22 protein-coding genes and 2 pseudogenes are annotated in these 23,496 nt (G+C 71.4%); 13 read left to right on the forward strand and 11 right to left on the reverse strand.

All coding sequences use genetic code 11. From position 1 onward, the window contains the following. Positions 1–33: 33 nt before the first annotated feature. Complete coding sequence (locus BKD26_RS23165; protein WP_084901411.1) at positions 34–1,584, reverse strand: arabinogalactan endo-1,4-beta-galactosidase; 1,551 nt, start codon at positions 1,582–1,584, stop codon at positions 34–36. A 44-nt stretch (positions 1,585–1,628) separates the two neighbouring features. Continuing rightward, positions 1,629–3,650 carry a beta-galactosidase gene (locus BKD26_RS23170; RefSeq protein ID WP_084901414.1) on the reverse strand — a complete coding sequence of 674 codons (2,022 nt, stop codon included), beginning with the start codon at positions 3,648–3,650 and terminating at the stop codon, positions 1,629–1,631. A gap of 212 nt (positions 3,651–3,862) precedes the next feature. On the opposite strand from BKD26_RS23170, the gene BKD26_RS23175 reads away from it, so the two are divergent. Genes BKD26_RS23175 through BKD26_RS23190 form a run of 4 tightly spaced genes read left to right on the forward strand, consistent with a single transcriptional unit; the run spans position 3,863 to position 8,131 of the window. Then, complete coding sequence (locus BKD26_RS23175) at positions 3,863–5,182, forward strand: extracellular solute-binding protein (RefSeq protein ID WP_084901416.1); 1,320 nt, start codon at positions 3,863–3,865, stop codon at positions 5,180–5,182. Further along, complete coding sequence (locus BKD26_RS23180) at positions 5,179–6,153, forward strand: sugar ABC transporter permease (protein ID WP_084901419.1); 975 nt, start codon at positions 5,179–5,181, stop codon at positions 6,151–6,153. Before BKD26_RS23175 ends, BKD26_RS23180 begins: the two co-directional genes overlap by 4 nt. Next, a complete protein-coding gene (locus tag BKD26_RS23185) occupies positions 6,150–7,079 on the forward strand; it encodes a carbohydrate ABC transporter permease (protein ID WP_084901422.1) in 930 nt (309 codons plus the stop codon). The genes BKD26_RS23180 and BKD26_RS23185 overlap by 4 nt, the downstream gene beginning before the upstream one ends. Before the next feature lie 23 nt (positions 7,080–7,102). Then, entirely contained in the window at positions 7,103–8,131 is a 1,029-nt protein-coding gene (locus tag BKD26_RS23190; protein ID WP_084901424.1) for a LacI family DNA-binding transcriptional regulator, read from the forward strand. 10 nt (positions 8,132–8,141) lie between these two features. On the opposite strand, the gene BKD26_RS23195 is transcribed toward BKD26_RS23190, so the two are convergent. Further along, positions 8,142–9,221, reverse strand: a complete 1,080-nt coding sequence (locus tag BKD26_RS23195; protein WP_084901427.1) for an alkene reductase — start codon at positions 9,219–9,221, stop codon at positions 8,142–8,144. A gap of 124 nt (positions 9,222–9,345) precedes the next feature. Between BKD26_RS23195 and BKD26_RS23200 the strand changes: the two genes are divergently transcribed. Further along, positions 9,346–9,948, forward strand: coding sequence for a MarR family winged helix-turn-helix transcriptional regulator (locus tag BKD26_RS23200; protein ID WP_084901429.1), 603 nt, complete (start codon positions 9,346–9,348; stop codon positions 9,946–9,948). Here BKD26_RS23200 and BKD26_RS23205 read toward each other — a convergent pair. Beyond that, entirely contained in the window at positions 9,900–10,943 is a 1,044-nt protein-coding gene (locus BKD26_RS23205) for an aminotransferase class V-fold PLP-dependent enzyme (RefSeq protein ID WP_084901431.1), read from the reverse strand. The two genes, BKD26_RS23200 and BKD26_RS23205, sit on opposite strands and share 49 nt — an antisense overlap. 591 nt (positions 10,944–11,534) lie before the next feature. Between BKD26_RS23205 and BKD26_RS23210 the strand changes: the two genes are divergently transcribed. Beyond that, positions 11,535–11,792, forward strand: coding sequence for a hypothetical protein (locus BKD26_RS23210; protein ID WP_084901433.1), 258 nt, complete (start codon positions 11,535–11,537; stop codon positions 11,790–11,792). On the opposite strand, the pseudogene BKD26_RS41485 reads toward BKD26_RS23210, so the two are convergent. Both BKD26_RS41485 and BKD26_RS23220 read right to left on the reverse strand, forming a co-directional pair. After that, positions 11,775–11,957: pseudogene (locus BKD26_RS41485) on the reverse strand (IS630 family transposase); the annotation flags it as partial. The gene BKD26_RS23210 and the pseudogene BKD26_RS41485 overlap by 18 nt on opposite strands. 2 nt (positions 11,958–11,959) lie before the next feature. After that, on the reverse strand, positions 11,960–13,306 hold the full coding sequence (locus BKD26_RS23220) for a transcriptional regulator (RefSeq protein WP_084901436.1): 1,347 nt from the start codon (positions 13,304–13,306) through the stop codon (positions 11,960–11,962). 146 nt (positions 13,307–13,452) lie between these two features. On the opposite strand from BKD26_RS23220, the gene BKD26_RS23225 reads away from it, so the two are divergent. The 4 genes from BKD26_RS23225 to BKD26_RS23245 all read left to right on the forward strand — a co-directional run bounded on the left by BKD26_RS23225 (position 13,453) and on the right by BKD26_RS23245 (position 15,530). Next, positions 13,453–13,638 carry a hypothetical protein gene (locus tag BKD26_RS23225; protein WP_084901438.1) on the forward strand — a complete coding sequence of 62 codons (186 nt, stop codon included), beginning with the start codon at positions 13,453–13,455 and terminating at the stop codon, positions 13,636–13,638. A 237-nt stretch (positions 13,639–13,875) separates the two neighbouring features. Continuing rightward, positions 13,876–14,130: a hypothetical protein gene (locus BKD26_RS23235; protein WP_241518791.1), complete on the forward strand. Its 255-nt coding sequence runs from the start codon at positions 13,876–13,878 to the stop codon at positions 14,128–14,130. 169 nt (positions 14,131–14,299) lie between these two features. Further along, positions 14,300–14,782, forward strand: a complete 483-nt coding sequence (locus BKD26_RS23240; RefSeq protein WP_084901443.1) for a hypothetical protein — start codon at positions 14,300–14,302, stop codon at positions 14,780–14,782. A gap of 85 nt (positions 14,783–14,867) precedes the next feature. Next, positions 14,868–15,530: a class I SAM-dependent methyltransferase gene (locus BKD26_RS23245; protein ID WP_084901444.1), complete on the forward strand. Its 663-nt coding sequence runs from the start codon at positions 14,868–14,870 to the stop codon at positions 15,528–15,530. Positions 15,531–15,601: 71 nt separating this feature from the next. On the opposite strand, the gene BKD26_RS23250 is transcribed toward BKD26_RS23245, so the two are convergent. The 3 genes and pseudogenes from BKD26_RS23250 to BKD26_RS23260 all read right to left on the reverse strand — a co-directional run bounded on the left by BKD26_RS23250 (position 15,602) and on the right by BKD26_RS23260 (position 18,516). Then, entirely contained in the window at positions 15,602–16,162 is a 561-nt protein-coding gene (locus BKD26_RS23250; RefSeq protein WP_084901448.1) for a dihydrofolate reductase family protein, read from the reverse strand. A 205-nt stretch (positions 16,163–16,367) separates the two neighbouring features. Beyond that, the gene (locus BKD26_RS23255) at positions 16,368–17,435 is read right to left on the reverse strand and encodes a class I SAM-dependent methyltransferase (protein ID WP_084901451.1); all 1,068 of its coding nucleotides are present in this window, start codon (positions 17,433–17,435) and stop codon (positions 16,368–16,370) included. Positions 17,436–17,476: 41 nt separating this feature from the next. Continuing rightward, positions 17,477–18,516 (reverse strand): annotated as a pseudogene (locus BKD26_RS23260) (helix-turn-helix domain-containing protein). Positions 18,517–18,587: 71 nt separating this feature from the next. Between BKD26_RS23260 and BKD26_RS23265 the strand changes: the two are divergent. Beyond that, on the forward strand, positions 18,588–20,036 hold the full coding sequence (locus BKD26_RS23265) for an MFS transporter (protein WP_084901454.1): 1,449 nt from the start codon (positions 18,588–18,590) through the stop codon (positions 20,034–20,036). Here the strand turns inward: BKD26_RS23265 and BKD26_RS23270 are convergent. Together BKD26_RS23270 and BKD26_RS23275 are read right to left on the reverse strand one after the other, a co-directional pair. Then, the gene (locus BKD26_RS23270; RefSeq protein WP_084901456.1) at positions 19,975–20,586 is read right to left on the reverse strand and encodes a DUF1349 domain-containing protein; all 612 of its coding nucleotides are present in this window, start codon (positions 20,584–20,586) and stop codon (positions 19,975–19,977) included. The two genes, BKD26_RS23265 and BKD26_RS23270, sit on opposite strands and share 62 nt — an antisense overlap. Positions 20,587–20,591: 5 nt before the next feature. After that, positions 20,592–22,121 carry an aldehyde dehydrogenase (NADP(+)) gene (locus tag BKD26_RS23275; RefSeq protein WP_084901736.1) on the reverse strand — a complete coding sequence of 510 codons (1,530 nt, stop codon included), beginning with the start codon at positions 22,119–22,121 and terminating at the stop codon, positions 20,592–20,594. 107 nt (positions 22,122–22,228) lie between these two features. Here BKD26_RS23275 and BKD26_RS23280 point away from each other — a divergent pair, with 107 nt between their 5' ends. Then, the gene (locus BKD26_RS23280; RefSeq protein WP_084901739.1) at positions 22,229–22,999 is read left to right on the forward strand and encodes an IclR family transcriptional regulator; all 771 of its coding nucleotides are present in this window, start codon (positions 22,229–22,231) and stop codon (positions 22,997–22,999) included. Beyond that, positions 22,999–23,469: a GNAT family N-acetyltransferase gene (locus BKD26_RS23285; protein WP_084901459.1), complete on the forward strand. Its 471-nt coding sequence runs from the start codon at positions 22,999–23,001 to the stop codon at positions 23,467–23,469. Before BKD26_RS23280 ends, BKD26_RS23285 begins: the two co-directional genes overlap by 1 nt. Positions 23,470–23,496: the final 27 nt, after the last annotated feature.

The following is a 23,496-nucleotide window of genomic DNA, read 5'->3' on the forward strand; positions in this document are numbered from 1 at the left end:
GGACCCGGGTGGGGTCCCGCCCCTCGCGGTGCGTCAGCGGTGCCGGAACCAGTTCGCGGCCGGCAGCAGCCTGCCGTCGTAGTCGAACAGGGCCTGGTTCTCCCAGGCGTTGCCGGACGCCGGGTCGGCCGGGTCCCAGCCGCTGCCGGTGACGGCGGTCCAGGCGGGCTCCCAGTAGACGACGCCGAGGCCCCGGCCGCCCGGCACGGCCTCGACGACGTTCATCACGTCCCGCAGGTTCGCGGCCTGGCCGGCCGGGGTCGCCGGATAGCCCGGGGCCAGGGTGCCGGCGGTGGCGACGTTGTTCTCCAGGAAGTCGTCGTTGGCGAGCGTGTGCGCGTACGCCGTCTCCGCGACCAGGACAGGCTTGCCGTACCGGGCGGCGGTGTCGTCCAGGTTGGCCTGGAGCCCGGAGAGGGGACCGTGCCAGTAGCCGTAGTACGACAGGGCGATGACGTCGAAGGGCACCTTGTACGCGACGGCCTGGTCGAACCACCAGCGGGTGCCCGCGTTGTCGCCGCCCTTCGCCAGGTGCAGGGCGACCTGCGCGCCCGGTGAGACGGCCTTGGCGGCGTTCGCGCCGGAGGTGAGCAGCCCCGCCAGCTGCGCCCAGTTGGACGTGCGGCCCTCCTCCCACAGCATCCCGGCGTTCAGCTCGTTGCCGATCTGGACCATGTCGGCGGTGGTGCCCTGCGCCTTGAGGGCGCCGAGGACGTCGTACGTGTGGTCGTACACGTCCTTCCTCAGCTGCTCGTACGTGTGCGAGGACCAGGCCGCGGGCTTGTACTGCTTGCCCGGGTCGGCCCAGGTGTCCGAGTAGTGGAAGTCCACCAGGACCTTCATGCCCTGCGCCTTGGCGCGCTTGGCCATGGCGAGGACCTTCGCCTTGTTGTTGTAGCCGTCGGCGGGGTTCACCCACACCTTGAGGCGTACGTAGTTCATGCCGGCCGACTTGAGGATGGCCATCGCGTCGCCGCTCGTGCCGTTGGCGTACCGGTAGGACGCCCCGTACGCCTCGTTCTTCGGCAGCGTCGACAGGTCGCCGCCCTTGATGGCGAGGCCGGTCGTCCCGGGCGTGAAGGTGACGTCGTCGAAGTTGGCCCACTCCCCCGCGTGCGCGTCGGAGTTGAAGCTGACCGTGCACTGGCCGCCGGTGACCTTGACGGAGGTGACGATCCGGATCCAGGCGCCGTTCGCGGTGGGCGGCAGGTCGGTGCGCTGCTCGGGGCTGCCGCAGTTGCGCAGCGCGATATACGCGGCGTTCTGCCCGCCGCTGGAGCGGACACGGGCGCTCAGCGTGTACGTACCGTCGGTGAGACCGGACAGGTACTGGTACGTCTCCACCTTGTAGGCGCCGGACGCCCAGTGGGAGAGCCGGGTGCTGCCGCTCGCCCCGCCGGCCTCGGTGAACGAGGCGCTGTTCTGGCCGGTGGCGGAGTAGGTGGACCAGCCGGTGGCGCCGCTCTCGAAGCCGGGGTTGGTGAGCGTGGCCGCGGCGTCGGCCGTGGTCGCGGGCAGCCCGGCGAGGAGCAGGCCCGCGGCGGCGGTGACGGCGGCCGCGGCCGCTCTGGAGGTGCCGTGCATGTCGTGTCCCTTCGACGATGTGCGTGCGGTGCCTGACGGGTGGATCAAGCGAGCCGGACGACGCGGACCGCGCCCGCCGGGACGGCGAGGTGTCCGGCGACGGGCTCGCCGCTGAGGAGTTCGGTGCCGGGGGCGTCCAGCGGCACCTTGGCGTCGTGCGCGGTGTGGTTGAGGGCGAACAGGTAGGTGCCGCTGTCGCCGGTGCGGCGCACCACCTCGACGTCGCGGGGCAGGTCCGTGCGCGGCGCGATGCCCGCGTCCTCGCAGGCCGCGCCGATGACCGCGTCCAGGGCGGGCGGGACGAGGCGGGTGGAGACGTACCAGGCGGTGCCCTTGCCCAGGCGGTGGCGGGTGACGGCGGGGCGGCCGGCGGCGGGGCCGTCGGCGTACGTCCACACGGTCCCGGCGCCGCGCGGGACGACGGACTCGGTCCACACGTCGCCGGTCAGCGCCCCGTCCCCGGCCTGTTCGGTGATCCGTACCGTCTCGCCCTCCCCCAGCGGCGACCACTCCTCCACCGTGAGGCCGAGGACGTCCCGCAGCGCGCCCGGGTACGCGCCGGGTTGGACGGCGTCGTGCTCGTCGACGATGCCGGAGAAGTACGAGACGACGAGGGTGCCGCCGTTCTCGACGTAGGCGCGCAGGTTGCGGCCCGCCGCCTCGGTGGTGAGGTAGAGGGCGGGGACGACGACCAGGGGATGGGCGGACAGGTCGGCTTCGGGGTGGGTGAAGTCGACGGTGAGGTGCCGGTCGTAGAGGGTCTCGTAGAAGCTGTCGGCGCGCTCTCGGGCGTCGTGGTCCTCGCTGGGGCGCCACTCCAGGTTCTGCGCCCACCAGGAGTGCCAGTCCCACACCATGGCGGCGTCGGCGACGGTCCGCGTACCGCGCAGCTCGGCCAGGGCGCCGAGGTCGGCGCCGAGCTGGACGACCTCGCGCCAGACGCGGGAGTCGGTTCCGGCGTGCGGCACCATCGCGGAGTGGAACTTCTCGGCGCCTCGCCGGGACTGGCGCCACTGGAAGAACATGGCGCCCTCGGAGCCGCGTGCGATGTGGGCGAGGGAGTTGCGGGCCATTTCGCCGGGGCGCTTGGCGGGGTTGCGCGGCTGCCAGTTGACGCCCGACGTGGAGTGCTCCAGCAGCAGCCAGGGGGCACCGCCGGCGACGGAGCGGGTGAGGTCGGCGGCCATGGCGAGGTTGACGTGCGTACGGCGGCCGTCGGTGATCAGGTAGTGGTCGTTGGTGACCAGGTCGACCTCGCGGCCCCAGGCCCAGTAGTCGACGCTGTCGCACTGGCTGAGCGCGGTCATGAAGTTGGTGGTGACGGGGACGCCGGGGGACAGCCGGTGCAGGATGTCCCGCTCCATCGCGAAGTTCTCGCGCATGGTGGCGTCGGCGAAGCGGCGGTAGTCGAGCGCTTGGGCCGGGTTGCCGACGGTGGGGGTGGCGCGGGGCGGGTCGATCTGGTCGTACGAGGTGTAGTGCTGACCCCAGAAGGCGGTGCCCCAGGCGTCGTTGACGGCGTCGACCGAGCCGTAACGGGCGTCGAGCCAGCGGCGGAAGTGAGCGGCGCAGGTGTCGCAGTAGCAGGCGCTGACGGGGACGCCGTACTCGTTGTGGACGTGCCACAGGGCGAGGGCCGGGTGGGCGCCGTAGCGGCGGGCGAGCTGTTCGGTGATGTTCGCGGCGGCCGCGCGGTACGCCGGTGAGCTGTGGCAGATGGCGCCGCGCGAGCCGAAGGCGTACCGCGTGCCCTCGCGGGTGACGGGCAGCGCGTCGGGGTGGGCGCGGTAGAACCAGGCGGGCGGGACGACGGTGGGCGTGCCGAGGTCGGCGCGGATGCCGTGCTCGTGGAGCAGGTCCAGGAGCCTGTCGAGCCAGCCGAAGTCGTAGGCGCCGGGCTCGGGTTCGAGCCTGGCCCAGGAGAAGATGCCGACGCTGACCATGGTGACGCCGGCCTCGCGCATCAGCCGGACGTCCTCCTGCCAGATGCTTTCCGGCCACTGTTCGGGGTTGTAGTCCCCGCCGTAGGCGAGCCGGCGCAGGCCTCGGGGAGTGGTCTCCGGCATGGGGTTTCTCCTGGTTCCTCGGAAAGCTTCCCACCGCGTTTCGACCAAGTGGGAACGTGCACACACTCGGCGTACCGTCGGAACGCAACATAACCGCACAGCAACAACCATTGACAAGTGTCTGGGATGTTTCTCTACTGTGAACGCTCACAGAAGCATGGCAGGCCTCCCACCACGGCGGAGGCCGCCCCCTCGGTCAGGGAGAAGCCCCCATGCCGCACGCGCCGCACCGCCGCATTCCCGCCATCGCCATCGCCACCGCCGTCGCCCTGGGCGCGACCGCCCTCACCGGGTGCGGGTCGTCCTCCGACGACGGCGAGGGCACCGCATCCGGCCCTGTCTCGCTCACGTACTGGGCCTGGGCGCCCGGCATGGACAAGGTGGCCGCCCTGTGGAACAAGAAGAATCCGGACATCACCGTCACGGTGAAGAAGCAGGCCTCCGGCGACGACCTGGTCACGAAGATCATCACGGCGGCCAAGGCACACCAGGCCCCCGACCTCGTCCAGGCCGAGTACCAGGCGCTGCCGACCCTGGTCAGCAATGACGCCCTCGCCGACATCTCCAAGGAGGCCGGCGACGCCGAGAAGGCGTTCGCGCCGGGCGTCTGGCAGCAGGTCACGCTCGGCACGGACGCCGTGTACGCGCTGCCCCAGGACTCCGGGCCGATGATGTTCTACTACCGGACCGACCTCTTCAAGCAGTACGGGCTGACCGTCCCCACCACCTGGGACGAGTTCGCCGCCACCGCCCGCGCCCTGAAGAAGAAGGCCCCGGACAAGGCGCTGACGACCTTCTCCTCCAGCGACTCCGGCCTGTTCGCCGGACTGGCCCAGCAGGCCGGCGCGAAGTGGTGGACGACCGAGGGCGAGAAGTGGAAGGTCGACATCGACGACGCGGCCACCAGGAAGGTCACCGGCTTCTGGGGCGGCCTGGTCAAGGAGGGCGCCATCGACAACCAGCCGATGTACACCCCGGCGTGGAACAAGGCGCTCAACACCGGCAAGCAGATCGCCTGGGTCAGCGCGGTGTGGGCGCCCGGCACCCTCACCACCGCCGCGCCCGAGACCAAGGGCAAGTGGGCCATGGCCCCGCTCCCCCAGTGGACCAAGGGCGCGAACACCACCGGCAGTTGGGGCGGCTCCACCACCGCCGTCACCACCGACTCCCGGCACAAGGCCGCCGCGGCCGAGTTCGCCACCTGGCTGAACACCGACCCCGAGGCGCTGGCCGCGCTGGTGAAGGAGAGCGGCATATACCCGGCCGCCACCGCCGCCCAGACCGGCGGCGCCCTCGCCACCGCCCCCGCGTTCTTCGCCAACCAGCCGGACTTCTACACCCGCGCCGCCGAGATCGCCGAGGGCACCGCGCCCGCCGCCTGGGGCCCGAACGTCAACGTCGCGTACACCTCCTTCAAGGACGAGTTCGGCAAGGCCGCCAAGGCCAGGGCCGGCTTCGACGCGGCCCTGACCGCGATGCAGCAGGCCACGGTCGCGGACCTGAAGAAGCAGGGCTTCGAGGTCGCCCCGTGACCAGCACGCGCCGGAAGGCGTACGGGGTGAAGGGCGCCCCGTATGCCCACCCGTCTCCCACCACCACCCTCAAACGAGCGCGAAGCGCCCCCTATCTTTTCCTCCTCCCTGCCGCGGTCCTCTTCACGCTCTTCTTCGCCCTGCCCATCGGCTACGCGGTCTGGCTCAGCCTGCACAAGATCGAGGTCCAGGGGCTGGGCCTCGGCAGGGGCGCCCGCGCGGAGGTCTGGGCGGGCCTGGCCAACTACACCGCCGCGCTCACCGACTCCGAGCTCGGCCGCGGCGCGCTGCGCATCCTCGGGTACGGCGCGATCGTCGTACCCGTGATGCTCGGCCTGGCGCTGCTGTTCGCGCTGCTGCTGGACACCGAGCGGGTGCGGGCGCGGTCCTTCTCGCGGCTCGCGATCTTCCTCCCGTACGCCATCCCCGGGGTCGTCGCGGCGATGCTGTGGGGGTTCCTGTACCTGCCGGACGTCAGCCCGTTCCACTACGTACTGAGGGAACTGGGGCTGCCCCAGCCGAACCTGCTGGACGGCGGACCGCTGTTCCTGGCGCTGTCGAACATCGCCGTGTGGGGCGGCACCGGGTTCAACATGATCGTGATCTACACCTCGCTCCGGTCCATCCCGCCGGAGGTGTACGAGGCGGCGAAGCTGGACGGCGCCACGCCGCTGCAGATCGCGCTGCGCATCAAGATCCCGATGGTGGCGCCGTCGCTCGTACTGACCTTCTTCTTCTCGATCATCGCGACGCTCCAGGTCTTCAGCGAGCCGACCACCCTGCGCCCGCTGACCAACGGCATCCCCACCACCTGGAGCCCGCTGATGAAGGTGTACAACGACGCCTTCGTGGGCGGGAACGTGTACGCGGCCTCGGCGACCGCCGTCGTCCTCGCGGTGGCGACGTTCGTGCTGTCGTTCGGCCTCCTGAGGGCCTCCAACTCCGGAAGGAAGCAGGGACGTACCCGATGACCGACCTCACCGCTCCCCCGATACGCACCGCGCCCCCGGCCGCCGGAACCTCCCAGGGCACCTCCCAGGGTCGGCCCGTCTCCGGGGCCTCCCGCCCGCGCCGGATCGCCCTGCTGCCCACCGCGGCGCTGCTGCTGGGCGCGCTGTACTGCCTGCTGCCGGTCGCCTGGGTGGTGGTGGCGGCCACCAAGTCCGGTACGGAGCTGTTCTCGACCTTCACGTTCCTGCCGGGCAGCGGCTTCGGCGACAACCTGGCCGACCTGGGCGCGTACCGGGACGGGATCTACTGGCGGTGGATGGCCAACTCGGCCTTCTACGCGGGCTTCGGCGCCGTCCTGTCCACGGTCGTGTCGGCGGTGTCGGGGTACGCGCTGGCGATCTACCGGTTCCGCGGGCGCGAGACGGTCTTCAACGTCCTGCTCACGGGCGTACTGATGCCGCCGGTCATCCTCGCCATCCCGCAGTACCTGCTGCTGGCGAAGACCGGCATGGCGGACACGTACCTGTCCGTGCTGCTGCCACTGGTCCTGTCCCCGTACGGCGTCTACCTCGGCCGGATCTACGCCGAGGCGGCCATACCCATGGAGCTGGTCGAGGCGGGCCGGATGGACGGGGCGGGCGAGTGGCGGATCTTCTGGCGGATCGCGGTCCCGATGATGTCACCGGGGCTCGTCACGATCTTCCTCTTCCAGTTCGTGGCGATCTGGAACAACTTCCTGCTGCCGTACATCATGCTCGGTGACGACGAGAAGTTCCCGATGACGGTGGGGCTGTACACCCTGCTCGCGCAGGGCTCCGCGACGCCGGCGCTCTACACGCTGGTGATCACCGGTGCCATGCTGGCGGTCGTCCCGCTCATCGCCCTCTTCCTGGTCATCCAGCGGTTCTGGAGCCTGGACCTGCTGTCCGGGGCCGTAAAGTCCTGATGAGGACGAGGGGAACGCAGAGCATGAGCCGCAGCACCGAGGGCAGGCGTCGGCCGCCGACCATCCATGACGTGGCCCGGGAGGCGGGAGTCTCCCGCGGCACCGTCTCGCGCGTCCTCAACGGCGGGCACTACGTCAGCCCCGCCGCCCAGGACGCGGTCAACGCCGCGATCCGCAAGACCGGTTACGTCGTCAACCGGCACGCCCGCTCGCTGATCACCGGCAAGTCGGACTCGGTGGCGTTCCTGCTGACCGAGCCGCAGGAGCGGTTCTTCGAGGACCCCAACTTCAATGTGCTGCTGCGGGGCTGCACCCGGGCGCTGGCCGACCAGGACATCCCGCTGCTGCTGATGATCGCGGGCACGGCCGACGAACGGCGGCGCAACCTGCGGTACATCGAGGCGGGCCATGTGGACGGGGTGCTGCTGGTGTCCAGCCACTCCGGCGACCCGGTGGTCACGCAGCTGCGCCGGGCGGGCGTTCCGCTGGTGGCGTGCGGCAAGCCGCTCGGCCAGTCGTCGAAGGTCAGCTATGTCGCGGCCGACGACCGGGACGGCGCGCGGGAGATGGTGCGCTATCTGTACGCGTCGGGGCGCCGCCGCATCGCCACGGTGACCGGCCCGCCGGACACCCCGGGCGGGGTGGAGCGGCTCGCGGGGTACCGGGAGACGCTGGCCGAGTGCGGGCTGCCGGTGGACGAGGGGCTGATCGTGCCGGGCGACTACAGCCGGGCGAGCGGCGAGGCGGCGGCCGGGCTGCTGCTGGAGCGGGCGCCGGGCGTGGACGCGGTGTTCGTGGCGTCGGACCTGATGGCGCAGGGCGTGCTGGACGCGCTGGCGCGGGCGGGGCGGCGGGTGCCGGAGGACGTGGCGGTGGGCGGTTTCGACGACTCGCCGGCCGCGGTGGCGTCCCGGCCGCCGCTCACCACGATCCGCCAGCCGTGGGACCGGATCAGCGCCGAGATGGTGCGGATGCTGCTGGCCCGCATAGGTGGGGAGGAGGCCGCCGCCGTCATCCTCCCCACCGAGCTGGTACGCCGCGAGTCGGCGTGATTCTTCGGGCTCAGACGGTCAGGGCCGGGTAGTCCGTGTACCCGCGGTGGTCGCCACCGTAGAAGGTGGCGGTGTCCGGGGTGTTGTACGGGCCGTTGGCCTTCAGCCGGGCCGGCAGGTCGGGGTTGGCGAGGAACAGGGCGCCGAACGCCACCATGTCGGCCGTGCCGTTCTCGATCAGCGCGAGGTCCTCGGCGCTGGTCGGGCCCTCGGTGGCCGGGTTGAGGACGAGGGTGCCGGAGAACCGCTTGCGCAGCGCCAGGGTGATCTCGCGGGAGGCCGGGGAGCTCTCCAGGACGTGCAGGTAGGCGATGCCGAGCGGTTCGAGGGCTGCCACGAGCGCGGTGTACGTCTCCTCCGGCTCGGGCTCCTCGATGTCGTTGAACGGGTTCCCGGGCGAGACCCTGAGGCCGGTGCGCTCGGGCCCGATCTCGGCGGCGACGGCCTTGACGACCTCGGCGGCGAAGCGGATGCGGCCCTCGACGGAGCCGCCCCAGGCGTCGGTGCGCCGGTTGGTGCCGGGCGCCAGGAACTGGTGGATGAGGTAGCCGTTGGCGCCGTGCAGCTCGACGCCGTCGAACCCGGCGGCCACGGCGTTGCGGGCGGCGGCGACGAAGCCGGCGATGGTGTCCCGTACCTCGGCGTCGGTGAGCTCGCGCGGGGTGACGAAGTCCTTGGGGCCGTCGGCGGTGTAGACCTGGCCCTGGGCGGCGACGGCGGAGGGGGCCACCGGGTGGAGGTCGCCGGGCTGGTCGGCCAGCAGATCGGGGTGGCCGATGCGGCCGGAGTGCATCAGCTGGGCGAAGATCCGGCCGCCCTTGGCGTGCACGGCGTCGGTGACCTTGCGCCAGGCGGCGGTCTGCTCGTCGCTGTGCAGGCCGGGGGTGTCGGGGTAGCCCTGGCCGACCGGGGAGGGCTGGACGCCCTCGGTGATGATCAGGCCGGCCGAGGCGCGCTGGGCGTAGTACTCGGCGGTGAGGTCGGTCGGGACCCGCCCGGCACCGGCCCGGCTGCGGGTCATCGGGGCCATGGCGATGCGGTTGGCGAGCTGCGTACCGGAGAGGTCGATGGGGTCGAAGGCGGTGGTCATCGTAAGGCTCCCAGAGCAATATGTGGTCGGCCAAGCATTTCTGCCTGACGCCACTGTAGCGCATCGATTGGCCGACCAAGGTAAAATCGGAATCGTCATCCGGACGCCCACAAGGAGACCCCCGATGCCAGCCCCCCAGCACTCCGAGGCGGGCGCCGAGACCGCCGCCTGTACCGACGCGCTGCCCCCCGACGCACTGCCGCCCGACGCGCTGTGCCCCGACGCGCTGCCGTCGGCGGCACGCGGCGGCCCCATCAGCCACACCCTGGCGCGGGTGGCCCGGCTGCACCGCATCACGGCGGGCAAGTTCCTCAAGGCGGCCGGGATCTACCCGGGCCAGGAGTTCGTGATGATGTACCTCTGGGACGCGGGGCCGGTGCGCCAGTCGGAGCTGATCAAGGTCGTGGACCTCGACCCGTCGACGGTCACCAAGATGCTCCAGCGACTGGAGCAGACCGGGCACGTACGCCGCTCACCCGACCCCGCCGACCGGCGGGCGGTCCTCGTCGAGGCCACCGGCGCCAGCTGCTCGCTGCACGCGCAGGTCAGCGGCGCCTGGGCCGGCCTGGAGGAGCACACGCTCGCCGGGCTCGACGCGCCCGAGCGCGCCGAGCTGGCACGGCTGCTGGGCAAGGTGGAGGCCAACCTGTGCGGCGAGGCCGCCGGCTGCCCCGGCATTCAGGACAGCACGTCCAGCGCGCGGTCCACGTCGGCGGCCGAGTTGTAGAGGTGGAAGGCGGCCCGGAGGTTGCCGGCGCGGGCCGAAACGGCGACGCCCGCCGCCGCCAGCTCGGGCTGCCGCCCGCCCAGGCCCGGGACGGCGACGATGGCCGACTCGCCCGGCACCGGCTGGTGGCCGAGGCGGACCAGGCCGTCGCGGAAGCGGGCGGCGAGCGCCGTGTCGTGGGCGTGCACGGCGTCGACGCCGATCTCGCCGAGGAGCGCCAGGGACTGCTCGGCGCCGTGGTACGAGAGGAACGCGGGCGGCTCGTCGAACCGGCGGGCGGTGTCGGCGAGCCGGGCGGCCGGACCGTACGGATCGCGCAGGTCGTCAGCGGCGAACCAGCCCGCGTGGATGGGCGCCAGGGACTCCTGGGCCTCCTCGGTGACGGTGAGGAACGACGCGCCCCGCGGGCACATCAGGAACTTGAACGCCCCCGTCACGGTGTAGTCGTACGCCCCCGCGTCCAGCGGCAGCCACCCCGCCGCCTGGCTCGCGTCGACGAGCGTGCGGGCCCCGTGCGCGGCCGCCGCCTCCCGTACCGCGGCCAGGTCGGCGACGCGCCCGTCCGCCGACTGGACGGCCGAGAACGCGACGAGCGCCGTCCCGGGCCGTACCGCGTCCGCCAGGTCCTCCAGCGGCACGAACCGCGCCTTGAGGTCCCCGCGCACCGTGAACGGCGTGATCAGCGAGCCGAAGTCGCCGTCCACGAACAGCACTTCCGTCCCGGCCGGCAACGAGTTCGCCACCAGCCCCACATGGACGGCGACCGAACCGCCCACGGCGACCCGGTCCGGCCCCACGCCCACCACCCGTCCGAACCCGCGCCGTGCCCCGTCCACGGCTTCGAAACTCCCCGACCCGCCCGCCGTCCCCGCGGCGATCCCCTCCGCCAGCGCGGTCACGGCGGCCACGGTACGCCGGGGCAGCAGCCCGCAGCGGGAAGTGTCCAAGTACGTCTGAGCGGGCGCGAACTCGTCGCCGCCGAGGGGGGTTTCCATGCCCCTACCCTGGGCGGCGCACACCGCCAAGGTCAACAGGCCCCCGTCCACCTGACAGCCCGCCATCGGCCCCCGCCTCACCATCCGGCCCGGCCCACCCGCCCGCCAGGCCTGCCCCAGCGCCTTGGTGAAACCCCCGGCGGGCTGCCACGGAAACGCCGCCGCGCCGGTCGCAAACGCAGAACGGCACGTCGGCGGCGCCCACTTCGACCGCCTCGCGCTCATCGGCCGGCACGTCACCAACTCGCCGGCCAGAACGCCCCGCACCCCGTCCTCCGCCTTCCCGGGCCCGACGCCCAGCCGGACCAGCACCTCGGGGTCGAAGACGGACCGCTCCTCGGGCGCGCGGCCGGCATCTCGAACTCTTCTCGGCGGACGCTTGCTTTGCTCGCGCTCCGCTGCCCGAACACACGTACCGAACTTGCTTGTTCTCGCTGCGCGTGTGGTAGCGGTTCGCAGCGTACGTGGAGTACCGGTCCGCCCGGTACAAGCGGGGCCACGTCCTCACGGAGGCTCAGCGCGCCCAGAGGCCACTGGTGCTGTGACCGCAAAGGTTCACCAGGTCCGATCGTGTGATGGCAGGATCAGACCGTGGATCTTTCCGAGGACCTGGCCGGATGGACCGATTGGGACTATGCCGCCTTCATGGTGGGCCGCTCGTTGGGGATCTTTGAGGAGTCTGTGGCGTACACACAGGTCAAGTCGGTGTTCTGGACGGACAACCCATTGGGGAACGCCCTCCATGAGGTGCTCCTTCAGCTGGTTGCCACAGGAGTACTGGAGCGGCGTGAGGAACCGGACGAGCAGTTCATGTGGGTCCGGGCGATGACGTCAGGCCGGCGCTGGTAGAGGTCCGCCGCGCCGGCGGACACCTCGTTCGCTGCGGATGCGTGCGCGTTCGCGTCGCCGGGCGGCCAGGACGGGGTGGCGGGCGTTGTCGTTCCGCCAGCGCAGGTAGGCGCGCAGGGCCCAGGTCTGGACGGTGGGGTTCGGATGGTTCGAACTGGCCAGCGTGTTTATTGGGGCATCAACCGTGCCGGGGTCACCAGACGAGCCCGCTCGAATAGGTCACGGGCCGCATGGTTCTTCATGAACGGACGAATCCTGCTGTGCATGGTGCGAATCCGCTCGTCCGCCCGTCCGGACTGGAGCCTGGGGTAGTCCTCCAGAGCGAGTGTCCACGTCCGGCACGCGGCTTCGAGATGACCTAGTTCCAACTGCCGCTCGGCGAGGGTGCAGCGATGCCGGACCCTGGCACGGCGATAGACGCTCTGCCGAATCCGGTCCGACTGTTCCATAGCTTCGATTGAACCGGCGATGTCTCCTAGCTCATACCGCACTTGGCTCGTGTGGTACAGGAGCGACGACGGGTCGTACGAGCCGAAAGCCTTGGACTGCGACTCCGCCTTTTCCATGGCCACTTCGGCCTCCCGCAGGTAGCGCTGCGCCTGGACACGCGCACCTGTCTGTGCTGCCGCATGGGCTTGCTGCCCCACGAGAAAGGCGCGCATTCGGGGGCCGGCTTGCGGGGAGGCAGCCGCCGCAGCGTCCGCGAGACGCATTGCTTGCGCGCCATGCCCCAAATCGACTGCTTGAACACTCATCCCTCGGAGAGTGGTGCAGAACGTCAAGTGATCCTCAGACGCTCCGGCGAGTTCAAGGGCCTTCAGGTAGTACTTCTGCGCCAGTCCGTGAAGCCCCTCGTCCACTGCCATATAGCCCGTGAGGTAACAGAGATCCGAGACCGCACCCATCATGGCTTTGCGAACAGATTCCGGGGCTTCCATCCGGAGGTACGGAGCCGCTGCGTTTACCAGGAACGCGGCAGCCATGGGCCGGGCAGTGCGGCCCCCGAACTGGTCGTCAAGCTCAGAGATTCGCTCGGTCATCGCGGAAACGGTCTGGACATCGGCCATCCCTATGCGCTGGACATCGCCCTTCTGGACTGCTTCCATCCTGCCGACGACATCGGGCCAGTTGGGAATAGTCAGCGCAACAGAGAAGAGGCCGACGCCGAGAATGCTTCGGCGGGATGGGTCCATGTCTTGCCTCCCCAGGTCTAACAGCCCTTCCACCGTACTGGGGTGGGCGGGCTGCTGATCGGCGGGAGTCGCGGGAAACCCCGCCTCGCTGTGCGTCACCGGGCGCCGCAGCTTGCGGGCAAGGGCTTCCAGGATCAGTGGGCGCACGTCCGCTTTTGGCGTGTGCCCACTGAGCCACTGGTGCACCGATGGCTCTCGGTATCGCAAGGGCGTCCCGCGCTCTGTCCCCAAGCGGTTGATCTCCTGCGCGAACTGCCGCAGCGTCCACCCGGTTTCCCGGAACAGCCGCTCAAGCCCCGCGTTCGGTTCCGGCTTGGCCACCGGTCCTCAACTCCCCGCGTATGAAGCCGCTTAAAGCTCTTAAGTCCTGCCCCTCTTGCAACGGTACCGCCGGGCGTAGCGGCGCGGTTGCCTAGTGCGAGGAGAGATCACCGCAAGGGACGACGCCACAGCGAAGGACCCCCGACATGAATCACAAGCCCGCTCCCGAGACCGAAGACGTGGACGAGTTGGCCGCCCTGATACAGGCGGGTGAGTTCTGGCGACTCGCGCCGGAGTGGGTGCCCCGGAGCGGCTACGCGCCGCCCACCCGACCGGTACTGCTCCGGGTCCGTGACGGCCTGGAACGCAGGGGGCGCCGTGAACACCACTGAGAGCGCACGTGAGCACCCGCGGGTGTGGGAGCCGGGGGAAGTCGTCCAGGACACGAAAACGGGCCGTGTGGGGCGCGTGATGGGTCACGCCGGCCCGCGCTACCAGCTTCGCCCGCTGAATGGTGGTAGGGAATGGGAAGCCGACCCGGCAGAGATGACCCCGGCGCGGCAGTCGGACGCACTGACGGAACGCGTGGCCGAAGCGAATCGGCGCAGCCGCGAGTACGGACCCCGGGCGTGGTGAACCGCAGGCCCAAGCCGTACGGGAACACCGGTCTCTTCGTCGGGCTCAAGGTCTACGAGTCCTCGCACGAGATGGTCGGTGTCGTCGCCGGGTTCAACCCAGGGGGAATCGTTCGCCTCGTTCGGCCGACCGGCTACGAATGGGCTGTCCCCTGGACTCGCGTACGACCCGCCAACAAGCGGGAGCGTCGACAGCTTGCCGCACTGGCGAAGCTCCACCGAACGCGCTGCGCGGGGCTCGCCGCGTAGGCGGCCGGCTCGCAGCGCGAACCACGAACTCCGCTCTCCGTCCTTGATCTCGCAACGGAGGCCCCCCGTCTTTCGCCCGGGAGGAGAGCGGGCACCACTCCCGGCCGTGCGACAGCAAGGGACGGGCGGGTTGGCAAGTGCAGTAACTCCAAACCACAGGAGGAGCACGATGAGTACCGCAGCCCTGACGCGGACCCGCGATCCGCGCATCATCCTGAACACACTCGAATCCCGGGTGCCCCACCTGGTCGCCGATGTGGGCGTGTCCGACCTCTGGGAGCGTGAAGTCCGGCTGCTGCTGCGCGACAGCGTGGCCGTCCGGAGCCTCGCCGAACGCATCCTGGGCCAGGGCATCGCGTACCTGATCACCGCCATGGAGAACCCCGGCGTGGACATGGGGGTTGGGTACACCGTCGACATCGGCGTGCACCAGCTCATCCTGGACACGCCGCTCTACTTCGCGCTCTGCGACGAGTACAACGGCGGGAACTACAAGCACCACGCCCCGCTCATCGAACGGCGCCTCGACGGCACGGTGACGCGTACCGCCGAGCTGATCCGGCAGAACGGATTCGCGGTCGACGACGAACTGTGGTCGGTCGACGCCTCCGACTGCTCGCCGTGTGACAACAAGGTCCCCGACAGCCACTGATCCGGCACTAGAGTTCCTGCCCCCGCCCTCTCCTCGAGGACGGGGGCACCGCCGCGTTCCCCACCACCACAGCGAGGACAGCCCGTTGCCCGCACGACACGACATCGACGCCGAACGCGAACTCTGGGACACCTTCGCCGAGAGCACGAAGAACAAGGTGTTCGAGTCCGACCCCGTGTTCTGCTGGACCCAGTACTCCGGCCACGGCCCGGGACCCGAAATCCTCGGCACGCCGACAACCGCCCTCGAAATCGGATGCGGCACCGGGCGGGCACTCGCCTACCTGGCACAGCAAGGGGTCAAGATGACCGGCCTGGACCTCTCGCCCGTCATGGTGACGAACACCACCGACCGCTGGGGACCATGGGGAGCGCAATTCGTGTGCGCCGAAGTCCTGCATCATCTCCGCGAAAGCACCGAGACGTACGACGCCATCTATTCCATCTTCGGCGCGGTCTGGTTCACCGACCCGGCCAAGCTCCTGCCGCTCATCGCGCAGCGACTCAACCCCGGCGGCATCTTCGCGTTCTCCCACCCGCCCGCCATTCCCGGGGCGTACGGCCCACAGGGCATGTACAAGGGCGGGTTCGCCGGAAAGGCCATGTACACGTACCGGTACAGCTACACCCCGCGCAGGTGGGCCGGCTTCCTGCTCAAAGCCGGGTTCACGGACCCGGACGTTCAGATCCTCGACGCTCCCACGCCCGGCCACATCGGAACCCTGATCGCTCGCGCCACCAGGCCGTAGCCACTCCCCCTTCGCCCCGTCCAAGCGGTCTCCCCGAGCCGCGTGGGCGGGGCTTTCGTGCGCTCATCGGCTCATTCCCGCTCGTACCTCAGGAGCACCACCCCGTTGCCGAAAGCCCGCGTCTCGACGAGCCGCAGGCCGGTCGTGGTGTCCGCGTCCTGGAACAGGGGCTTGCCCCGGCCGATGAGTACGGGGTGGACATAGATGCGGTACTCGTCGATCAGGTCGAGCCGCCTGAACGCCGCGGCGAGGTCGGCGCCGCCGAGCGCCAGGCCGCCCGGATGCTGCCTCTTCAGCGCCTCGATGTCCTCGGGGTCCACGTCCCGGATGACGGTGGCGTTCCCGCCGGCTTCCTGCAGAGTGCTGGAGAACACGTACTTGGGCCTCTCCCGCCAGATCCCGGCGAACTCCCGCATGGGCCCGGTGATGGCGGGATCGGAGTCGGCCGTCGACCAGAACCCCTCCATCAGCTCGTAGGTGACGCGCCCCTCGACGAAGGCGCCCATGCCCGCGAGTTGCTCGTTGAAGTGGCTGTGCAGTTCGTCGTCGACCCGGTGCCAGTCGATCTCACGGTGCGGCCCCTCCATGAAGCCGTCCAGGGACACCGACATGAACAGGACGATCTTTCCCATCGCGGTACCTCACGTCGTCGGAGTACGGATACGTACGACGATCCCCCCTCGGCGCCCCTTAATCGAGCGGCCCCGCCGTGCCGGTCCAACGGGACTCGTGCGGGCGGGGCGTTGTCAGTGGTGCCCGATACGGTCGGTGTACTGATCAAAAGGGCGCTGCCCTGAGCTATCCTGCCGGCCACGCCGTGGTCAAGGCCGCCTGGTTCTAGGCAGGGGCGGTCCTCGCCACGTAGTAGACGTTCAGCGGGTCCCCTTCGACCGACCGGACCTGGACGTCGGTGAAACCCGCCTCGCCCAGCATGCGGCGGGCGGCCTGCTCGCCCCAGACCGTGCCGAGGCCGGCGCCGCCGGTGCTCAGGGAGGTGGTCATGCAATAGAAGACGGAGAAGCCGAAGAGCGCGGGCCCGAAGGGGTGGTCGACGTTCTCCTCCAGGTTGCTGGAGGCCGCGATGTCGCCCATCAGGAAGGTCCCGCCGTCACGGAGGGACGCGGCGATGGCGGCGAGGGTCTGCTGCGGCCGGGCCAGGTCGTGGATGACGTCGAAGGCGGTGATCAGGTCGTACCGGCCGGGGATCTCGGTGGAGTCGGCCACCGTGTAGCGGAGGTTGTCCAGGTCCAGCCGCTCGGCCTCCCGGCGGGCGGCCGCGATGCCGTCCTCCGACTGGTCGAGGCCGTGGAAGCGGCTGCTTGGGAAGGCCCGGGCCAGGACGAGCGGGGCGTGGCCCTGGCCGGTGCCCACGTCCAGGACGTCGATGCCGTCGCGCAGCCGCTCGGTGAGGCCCGGGACCAGCGGGACGATCGTGTCGACGAGGGCCACGTCGTACACGCGGGCCGTCTCCTGGGCCTGCAGCGCCTGGAAGCGGGGGTACGCCGCGTACGGGACGCCGCCGCCGTCGCGGAACGACGCGACGACCTGCTGCTCGACCTCGCCCATCAGGGCGATGTAGGGCATCATCCCGGCGAGGTTGTCGGGGCCGGCGGCCGTGGTGAGCGAGGCGGCATGCTCGGGCGGCAGCCTGTACGTCGCGCCGTCCGGCTCGTACTCCACGATGCCGCCCACGACCATCCCGCCGAGCCACTCGCGTACGTACCGCTCGTCGAGGTCCGCCGCCTTGGCGATGTCGGCGCTGGTGGCGGGAGGCAGGGTGCTCATGGTGTCGAACAGGCCGGTCTGGTGACCGACGCTGATGAGGAGGGCCAGCACCCCCTTGTTCAGCACGTCGACCATCAGCTCGGTGAAGGCCTCCTGGCGGGCAACGTCCGGGGTCGTCATGGTCCTCCTCAGAAGGGCGTACTTTGCTCCTGTTCGTCACGTTACGCCGCGATCGCGGCCCGGAACCTCACGGAGCGGTGACGGCGAGCCGGAGCACCACTACCCGGGCCCGGGGCGGTTGCGAGGCGGGTGAAGGTGGTCCGGTAGGCGCTGGGGTCAGGCCGGTGCGGCGGACCACGTGGGCGCGCAGCGAGTCGGCGGTGCCGAGGCCGCACGCCCGGGCGACCTGGTCCATGGGGAGTTCGGTGGTCTCCAGGAGTTCCCTGGCGCGCTCGACGCGCTGGTGGAGCAGCCACTGCAGGGGGCTCATGCCGCTCTCGGCGTGGAAGCGGCGCGTGAGGGTGCGGACGCTGACGCCCGCGTGCCGGGCCAGGTCGTTCAGGGTGAGCGGCCGGTCCAGGTTGCGCATGGCCCAGCCCCGGGTGTCGGCGCAGGCCACGCCCCGCTCGGGCGGCAGCGGCGTGTGCGTGAACTGCGTCTGGCCACCGGGCCGTACGGGCGCGACGAGGGCCTCCCGGGCGACCTCGTTGGCGGTGGCGGCGCCGTAGTCGGTGCGGATCAGGTGCAGGCACAGGTCGATGCCGGCCGCGTAGCCGGAAGACGTCATGATGTCGCCCTCGTCGACGAAGAGGACGTCCTGCTGGAGGTCGACGGCGGGGTACCGCTCGGCCAGTTCCCGGCTGTACTTCCAGTACGTGGTCGCCGTCCGGCCGTCCAGGAGCCCGGCCGCCGCGAGGACGAACGCGCCGGTGCAGATGGACGCGATCCGCCGCCCCCCGTCGGCGGCGCGCCGCAGCGCCTCGACGACCCGCCGGTCCGGGTTCTCCCGGCATCCGGTGCCCGCGACGACCACGGTGTCGGCCGTCTCCAGGGCGTCCAGGCCGAGCGGGACGTGGACGTCCAGGCCGCCACTGGTGGCGACCGGCCCCGGGTCAGGGGTGCAGATCACCGTCTCCTATCCCGGTCCACCGTCGACCTCCACCTTCGAGAGCAGCATCTCGGGGATGGCGAGGTTGAACATCGACACGGGCGGAGCCGCGATCACCGCGACCCGGTGCGGTTGCGGATGCGGAGTGCGCATGGCCAGATCCTCCGGACGTATGGCATTCGGGCCACTACTGTACGAGCCGGAAGATCGCGAAGGTGGAGGGCATGGACACGAAAACCCGGCCCGTTCACCGGCCCCCCGCCCGCACCGCGTCAGCCCTCGGCGCCGCGCTGCTCGGCTTCGCCCTCATCACCCTCGACACGTCCGTCGTCAATGTCGCCCTGCCGGCGATGGGAGCCGATCTGGGCGGCGGGATGACGGGCCTTCAGTGGGTGGTGGACGCCTACACCCTCGCGTTCGCCGCTCTGCTCCTGTCCACCGGCGCGCTCGCCGACCGGGCGGGCGCGAGCCGTGCGTACGCGGCCGGGGTCGTCGTCTTCACGCTCGCCTCGGCCGCCTGCGGACTGGCGCCCGGCCTGCCCGCGCTGATCGCCGCCCGGGTGGTGCAGGGCCTGGCCGCGGCCGTGATGCTGCCCGCGTCGCTGGCGCTGGTGCGCGAGGCGTACGCCGATCCGGTGCGGCGGGCGCGCGCGGTGTCCCTGTGGGCGGCGGGCGGCACGGTGGCGGTGGCGCTGGGGCCGGTCGCGGGCGGGGCGCTGACCAGCGCCTGGAGCTGGCGCTGGATCTTCTTCATCAACCTGCCGCTGGGGCTGCTCGCCCTCGCCCTGATGGGCCGGGTGGCACGCTCGCGGCCGCGCCCGGCGCCGCTGGACGTGCCGGGGCAGCTGACCGCGACGCTCGGCCTCGGCGCGCTCACGTTCGCGGCGATCGAGGGCGGCCGCGAGGGCTGGTGGGCGCTGGGGGTGGCCGTGGTGGCGTTCGCCGCGTTCCTGCTGGTCGAGGCGCGGCACCCGCATCCGGTGGTGCCGCTGGGGCTGTTCCGGTCCACGACGGTGGCGGTGTCGGTGGCGGCCGGGTCGGCGGCGAGCGTCGCCTCCTACGGCATGGTGTTCGTCTTCAGCCTCTTCTTCCAGCAGGTGCGGGGGCTTTCCCCGCTGGGCGCGGGGCTGATGTTCCTGCCGATGACGGGGCTGCTCGCGGCGGTGAACGTGCTGTCCGCGAAGGTCGCCGCCCGGCACGGTGCCCGGCTGCCGATCGTGGCGGGCCAGGTCGTCGCGATCACCGGGATGCTGCTGCTCCTGCTGTACGTGGACGACGCCACGCCCCTCGCCCTGGTGGCCGTGCTGCTGGTGCCCCTCGCGCTGGGCTGCGGCCTCGCCCTGCCACCCCTGATCGCCGCGATGATGGAGGCGGTCCCGGCGGAACGGGCGGGTACGGCGGCCGGGTTGCTGAACGCGGTGCGGCAGACGGCGGGGGCCTTGAGCATCGCGGTGTTCGGGTCGCTGGTGGCGGGGGGATTCGTGCACGGGATGCGCGTGAGTCTCGTCCTGAGCGTCGCGCTGATGACGCTCACCGCGCTCGCGTCCACCCGGCTCGGGCCGGGTTCCGGTACCGGCCGGGAGCGGTCCGGTACCGGGCGGGAGGCATGGGTCAGGAACCGTCGCGCAGGCCGTCCGGCCAGCTCGGGCGGTACGCGATCCGGTCGAAGGTGACCACGCACCCCTCCCCCACCGGCGACTGGGCCATGAACCCGATCAGCGCCGCGCCCGCCCGCTCCTCGTCGCCGAGGGCGAAGATCCGGACGAACGTCCAGTGCTCGCCGTCCGTCGAGGCGTGGAACGCGAACGCCTTGCCCGTGCGGCTGACCCGCAGCCACACGCTGTCGCCCTCCACCACGAAGGAGTTGGCGTCGTCGGAGTGGCCCCGGGTGACGACCGTGCAGACGGTCGGCCGGTCCGGGGACAGCTCCAGGCAGAGCTTGGCCCACTCCCGCTCCCCGACGTGGACGTACAGCACGCCCGCGTCGAAGGCGGCCGCCAGGTCGGCCCTCACGCGGGCGATCAGCTGGAAGTCGCCCTCCGGCGCCGCGCCGAGCAGGCGCGGCGCGTCGGAGACCGGGTCCAGGGCGCCACCCGTCGGGGGGACGAAGCGGTCCTGGCGGGGGCCGGCCCAGCCGGTGAGCACCCCGTCCTCGTAGGACCAGCCGGCGTCGGGGCCGTACGCCCGTAGCGGGAAGGGGAGTTCGGGCAGCGCGAGATCCATGGGGCTCAGTGTTCCAGCCGCCCGTCGACGCGGCGGGGAAGACCGAGCGGGTTGTCGTCGCGCAGCTCGGGCGGGAGCAGCGCCTCGGGGGTGGACTGGTAGGTGACGGGCCGCAGCCAGCGTTCGACGGCGGTGCCGCCGACGGAGGTCGAGGTGGAGGTGGTGGCCGGGTAGGGGCCGCCGTGGTGCTGGGCGGGGGCGACGGCGACGCCGGTGGGCCAGCCGTTGACGAGGACGCGGCCGGCGAGCGGGGTGAGTTCGGCGAGGACCTCGGCGCCGCGGCCCGCGCCGGAGGCCTCCTCCGAGGAGAGGTGGACCGTGGCGGTGAGGTTGCCGGGGAGGCGGGACAGGACGGCGGCGACCTCGTCGTCGCTGTCGTACCGGGCGACGACCGTGACGGGGCCGAAGCACTCCTCCAGCAGCAGGTCGTGCGCGCCCTCGGTGGCCAGCCTGGCGGCCGGCACGGTCAGGAACCCGGGGCTGACGGTGTGCTCGTCGCCGGCGCCGGGGGCGACGGGGGCCTCGACGTCGGGGAGCGCGGCGCGCTCGGCGACGCCCGCGACGAAGTTGTCCCGCATGCGGTGGTCGAGGAGCACCCCCTCGGCGACGTCCTTGACCGCGCCGGCGAGGGAGGTGACCAGTTCGTCGCCGTCCGCGCCGGTGGGCGCCAGCACCAGGCCCGGCTTGACGCAGAACTGGCCCACCCCGAGCGTCATCGACCCGGCGAGCCCGGTCCCGATCTGCTCGGCGCGCTCGGCGGCGGCCGCCTCGGTGACCACGACCGGGTTGAGGGAGCCGAGTTCGCCGTGGAAGGGGATGGGTACGGGGCGGGCGGCCGCCGCGTCGAAGAGCGCCCGCCCGCCGCGTACCGAGCCGGTGAATCCGGCGGCCGCGATCAGCGGGTGCTTCACGAGCGCGACACCCGCGTCGAAGCCGTGGACGAGGCCGACGACGGCCTGCGGGATGCCGTGGTGTGCGGCGGCCTGACCGAGGACGGCGGCGACCAGCTCGGAGGTGGCCGGGTGGTCGGGGTGGGCCTTGACGACGACGGGGCAGCCGGCGGCGAGCGCGCTGGCGGTGTCGCCACCGGGCACGGAGAAGGCGAAGGGGAAGTTCGAGGCGGAGTACACGGCGACGACACCGAGCGGCACCTTGTAGCGGCGCAGGTCCGGGATGGGCGGGGTCGCGGTGTCGTCGGGGTGGTCGATGATCACGCCGAGGAAGGCGCCTTCGTCGACGATGTCGGCGAAGGCCCGCAACTGGAAGCACGTGCGGGCCAGTTCGCCGGTCAGGCGGGCGGGGCCGAGGGCGGTCTCGGCGTCGGCCGCCGCCACGAGCCGGTCCCTCGCGCCGTCGAGCAGATCGGCGGCGGTACGCAGGAAGGCGGCGCGCACCGCGCGGTCGGCGAGGGCGCCCCGGGCGGCGTGCGCGGCGCGCACGGCGCGGTCGACGTCCTGGGCCGTGGCTTCGACGGCAACCTGTTCACGCCGCTTCCCGGTTCGGGGGTCGACACTCCAGACTTGTGCTGCTGACACCGCTACGTCCTTCCCGCCCTGCATGGTTGTTCGGTATTCTGAACAGCGTTCCTGATGATGAATGGGACTCTATTAACGGGCGCGGCGTGTTTACAAGAGGGGTGCTGATGCCAGCTACCGAATCCGGCGGAGCACAGGTCAAGTCCGCCGTCCGCACGGTGGAACTGCTCGAATACTTCGCGGGCAGTCCCGGCATGCACTCGCTGGCCGCCGTGCAGGAAGCCGTCGGGTACCCCAAGTCCAGCCTGTACATGCTGCTGCGCACCCTGGTGGAGCTCGGCTGGGTGGAGACGGACGCCACGGGCACGCGGTACGGCATCGGCGTGCGCGCGCTGCTGGTGGGCACCTCGTACATCGACGGTGACGAGGTCGTCGCCGCCGCCCGCCCCACCCTGGACCGGCTCTCCGACGACACCACCGAGACCATCCACCTGGCCCGGCTGGACGGCACCAACGTCGTCTACCTCGCCACCCGCCAGTCCCAGCACTACCTGCGGCCCTTCACCCGCGTCGGCCGCCGGCTGCCCGCCCACTCCACCTCGCTCGGCAAGGCGCTGCTGGCCACGTACAGCGACGAGCAGGTCCGCAAGATGCTCCCGGAGACGCTGCCGGCGCTCACCGAGCACACCATCACGGACCGCGAGAAGCTCATCGAGGAGCTCCACACCGTCCGCGAGCAGGGGTACGCCGTGGACCGCGAGGAGAACACGCTGGGCCTGCGCTGCTTCGGCATCGCGATCCCGTACCGCACCCCCGCGCGGGACGCCATCAGCTGCTCCGTGCCGGTCGCCCGGCTCACCCCGGGGCACGAGCAAATGATCAAGGACGCGCTGTTCGACGCCCGCGACCGGCTGACGCTCGCGACGCGGCGGCTCTGATGGACGTGACCTTGCGGAACGTACGGGAGAGCGACCTGCCGGTGTTCTTCTCCCACACGAGCGACCCCGAGTCCAACCGGGTCGCCGCCTTCACCTGTGAAGACCCCACGGACCGGGCCTACTTCGACGCCCACTGGGCCCGGGTCCTCGCCTCCGACGCCGTCGTCCGCACCGTGCTCGCCGACGGCGAGGTCGTCGGCCATGCGGCGGTGTACGGGCCGCCGGACGAGCGGGAGGTGACGTACTTCATCGGCCGCGCCCACTGGGGGCGGGGCATCGCCACGGCCGCCCTGCGCGCCCTGCTCGACGTCGTACCGGTGCGGCCGCTGCACGCCCGCGCCGCCGCCGACAACAAGGGCTCGATCCGGGTCCTGGAGAAGTGCGGCTTCTCCGTCGTCGGCCATGACCGGGGCTTCGCGCACGCACGGGGCGAGGAGACGGACGAGGTGATCCTCCTCCTCGGCGGCTGACCGGTCTCCGCCGCACGGCGGAGAGGG

Origin of the sequence: Streptomyces sp. CB03238, from assembly GCF_002099185.1 — a bacterium.
Lineage (GTDB): Bacteria > Actinomycetota > Actinomycetes > Streptomycetales > Streptomycetaceae > Streptomyces.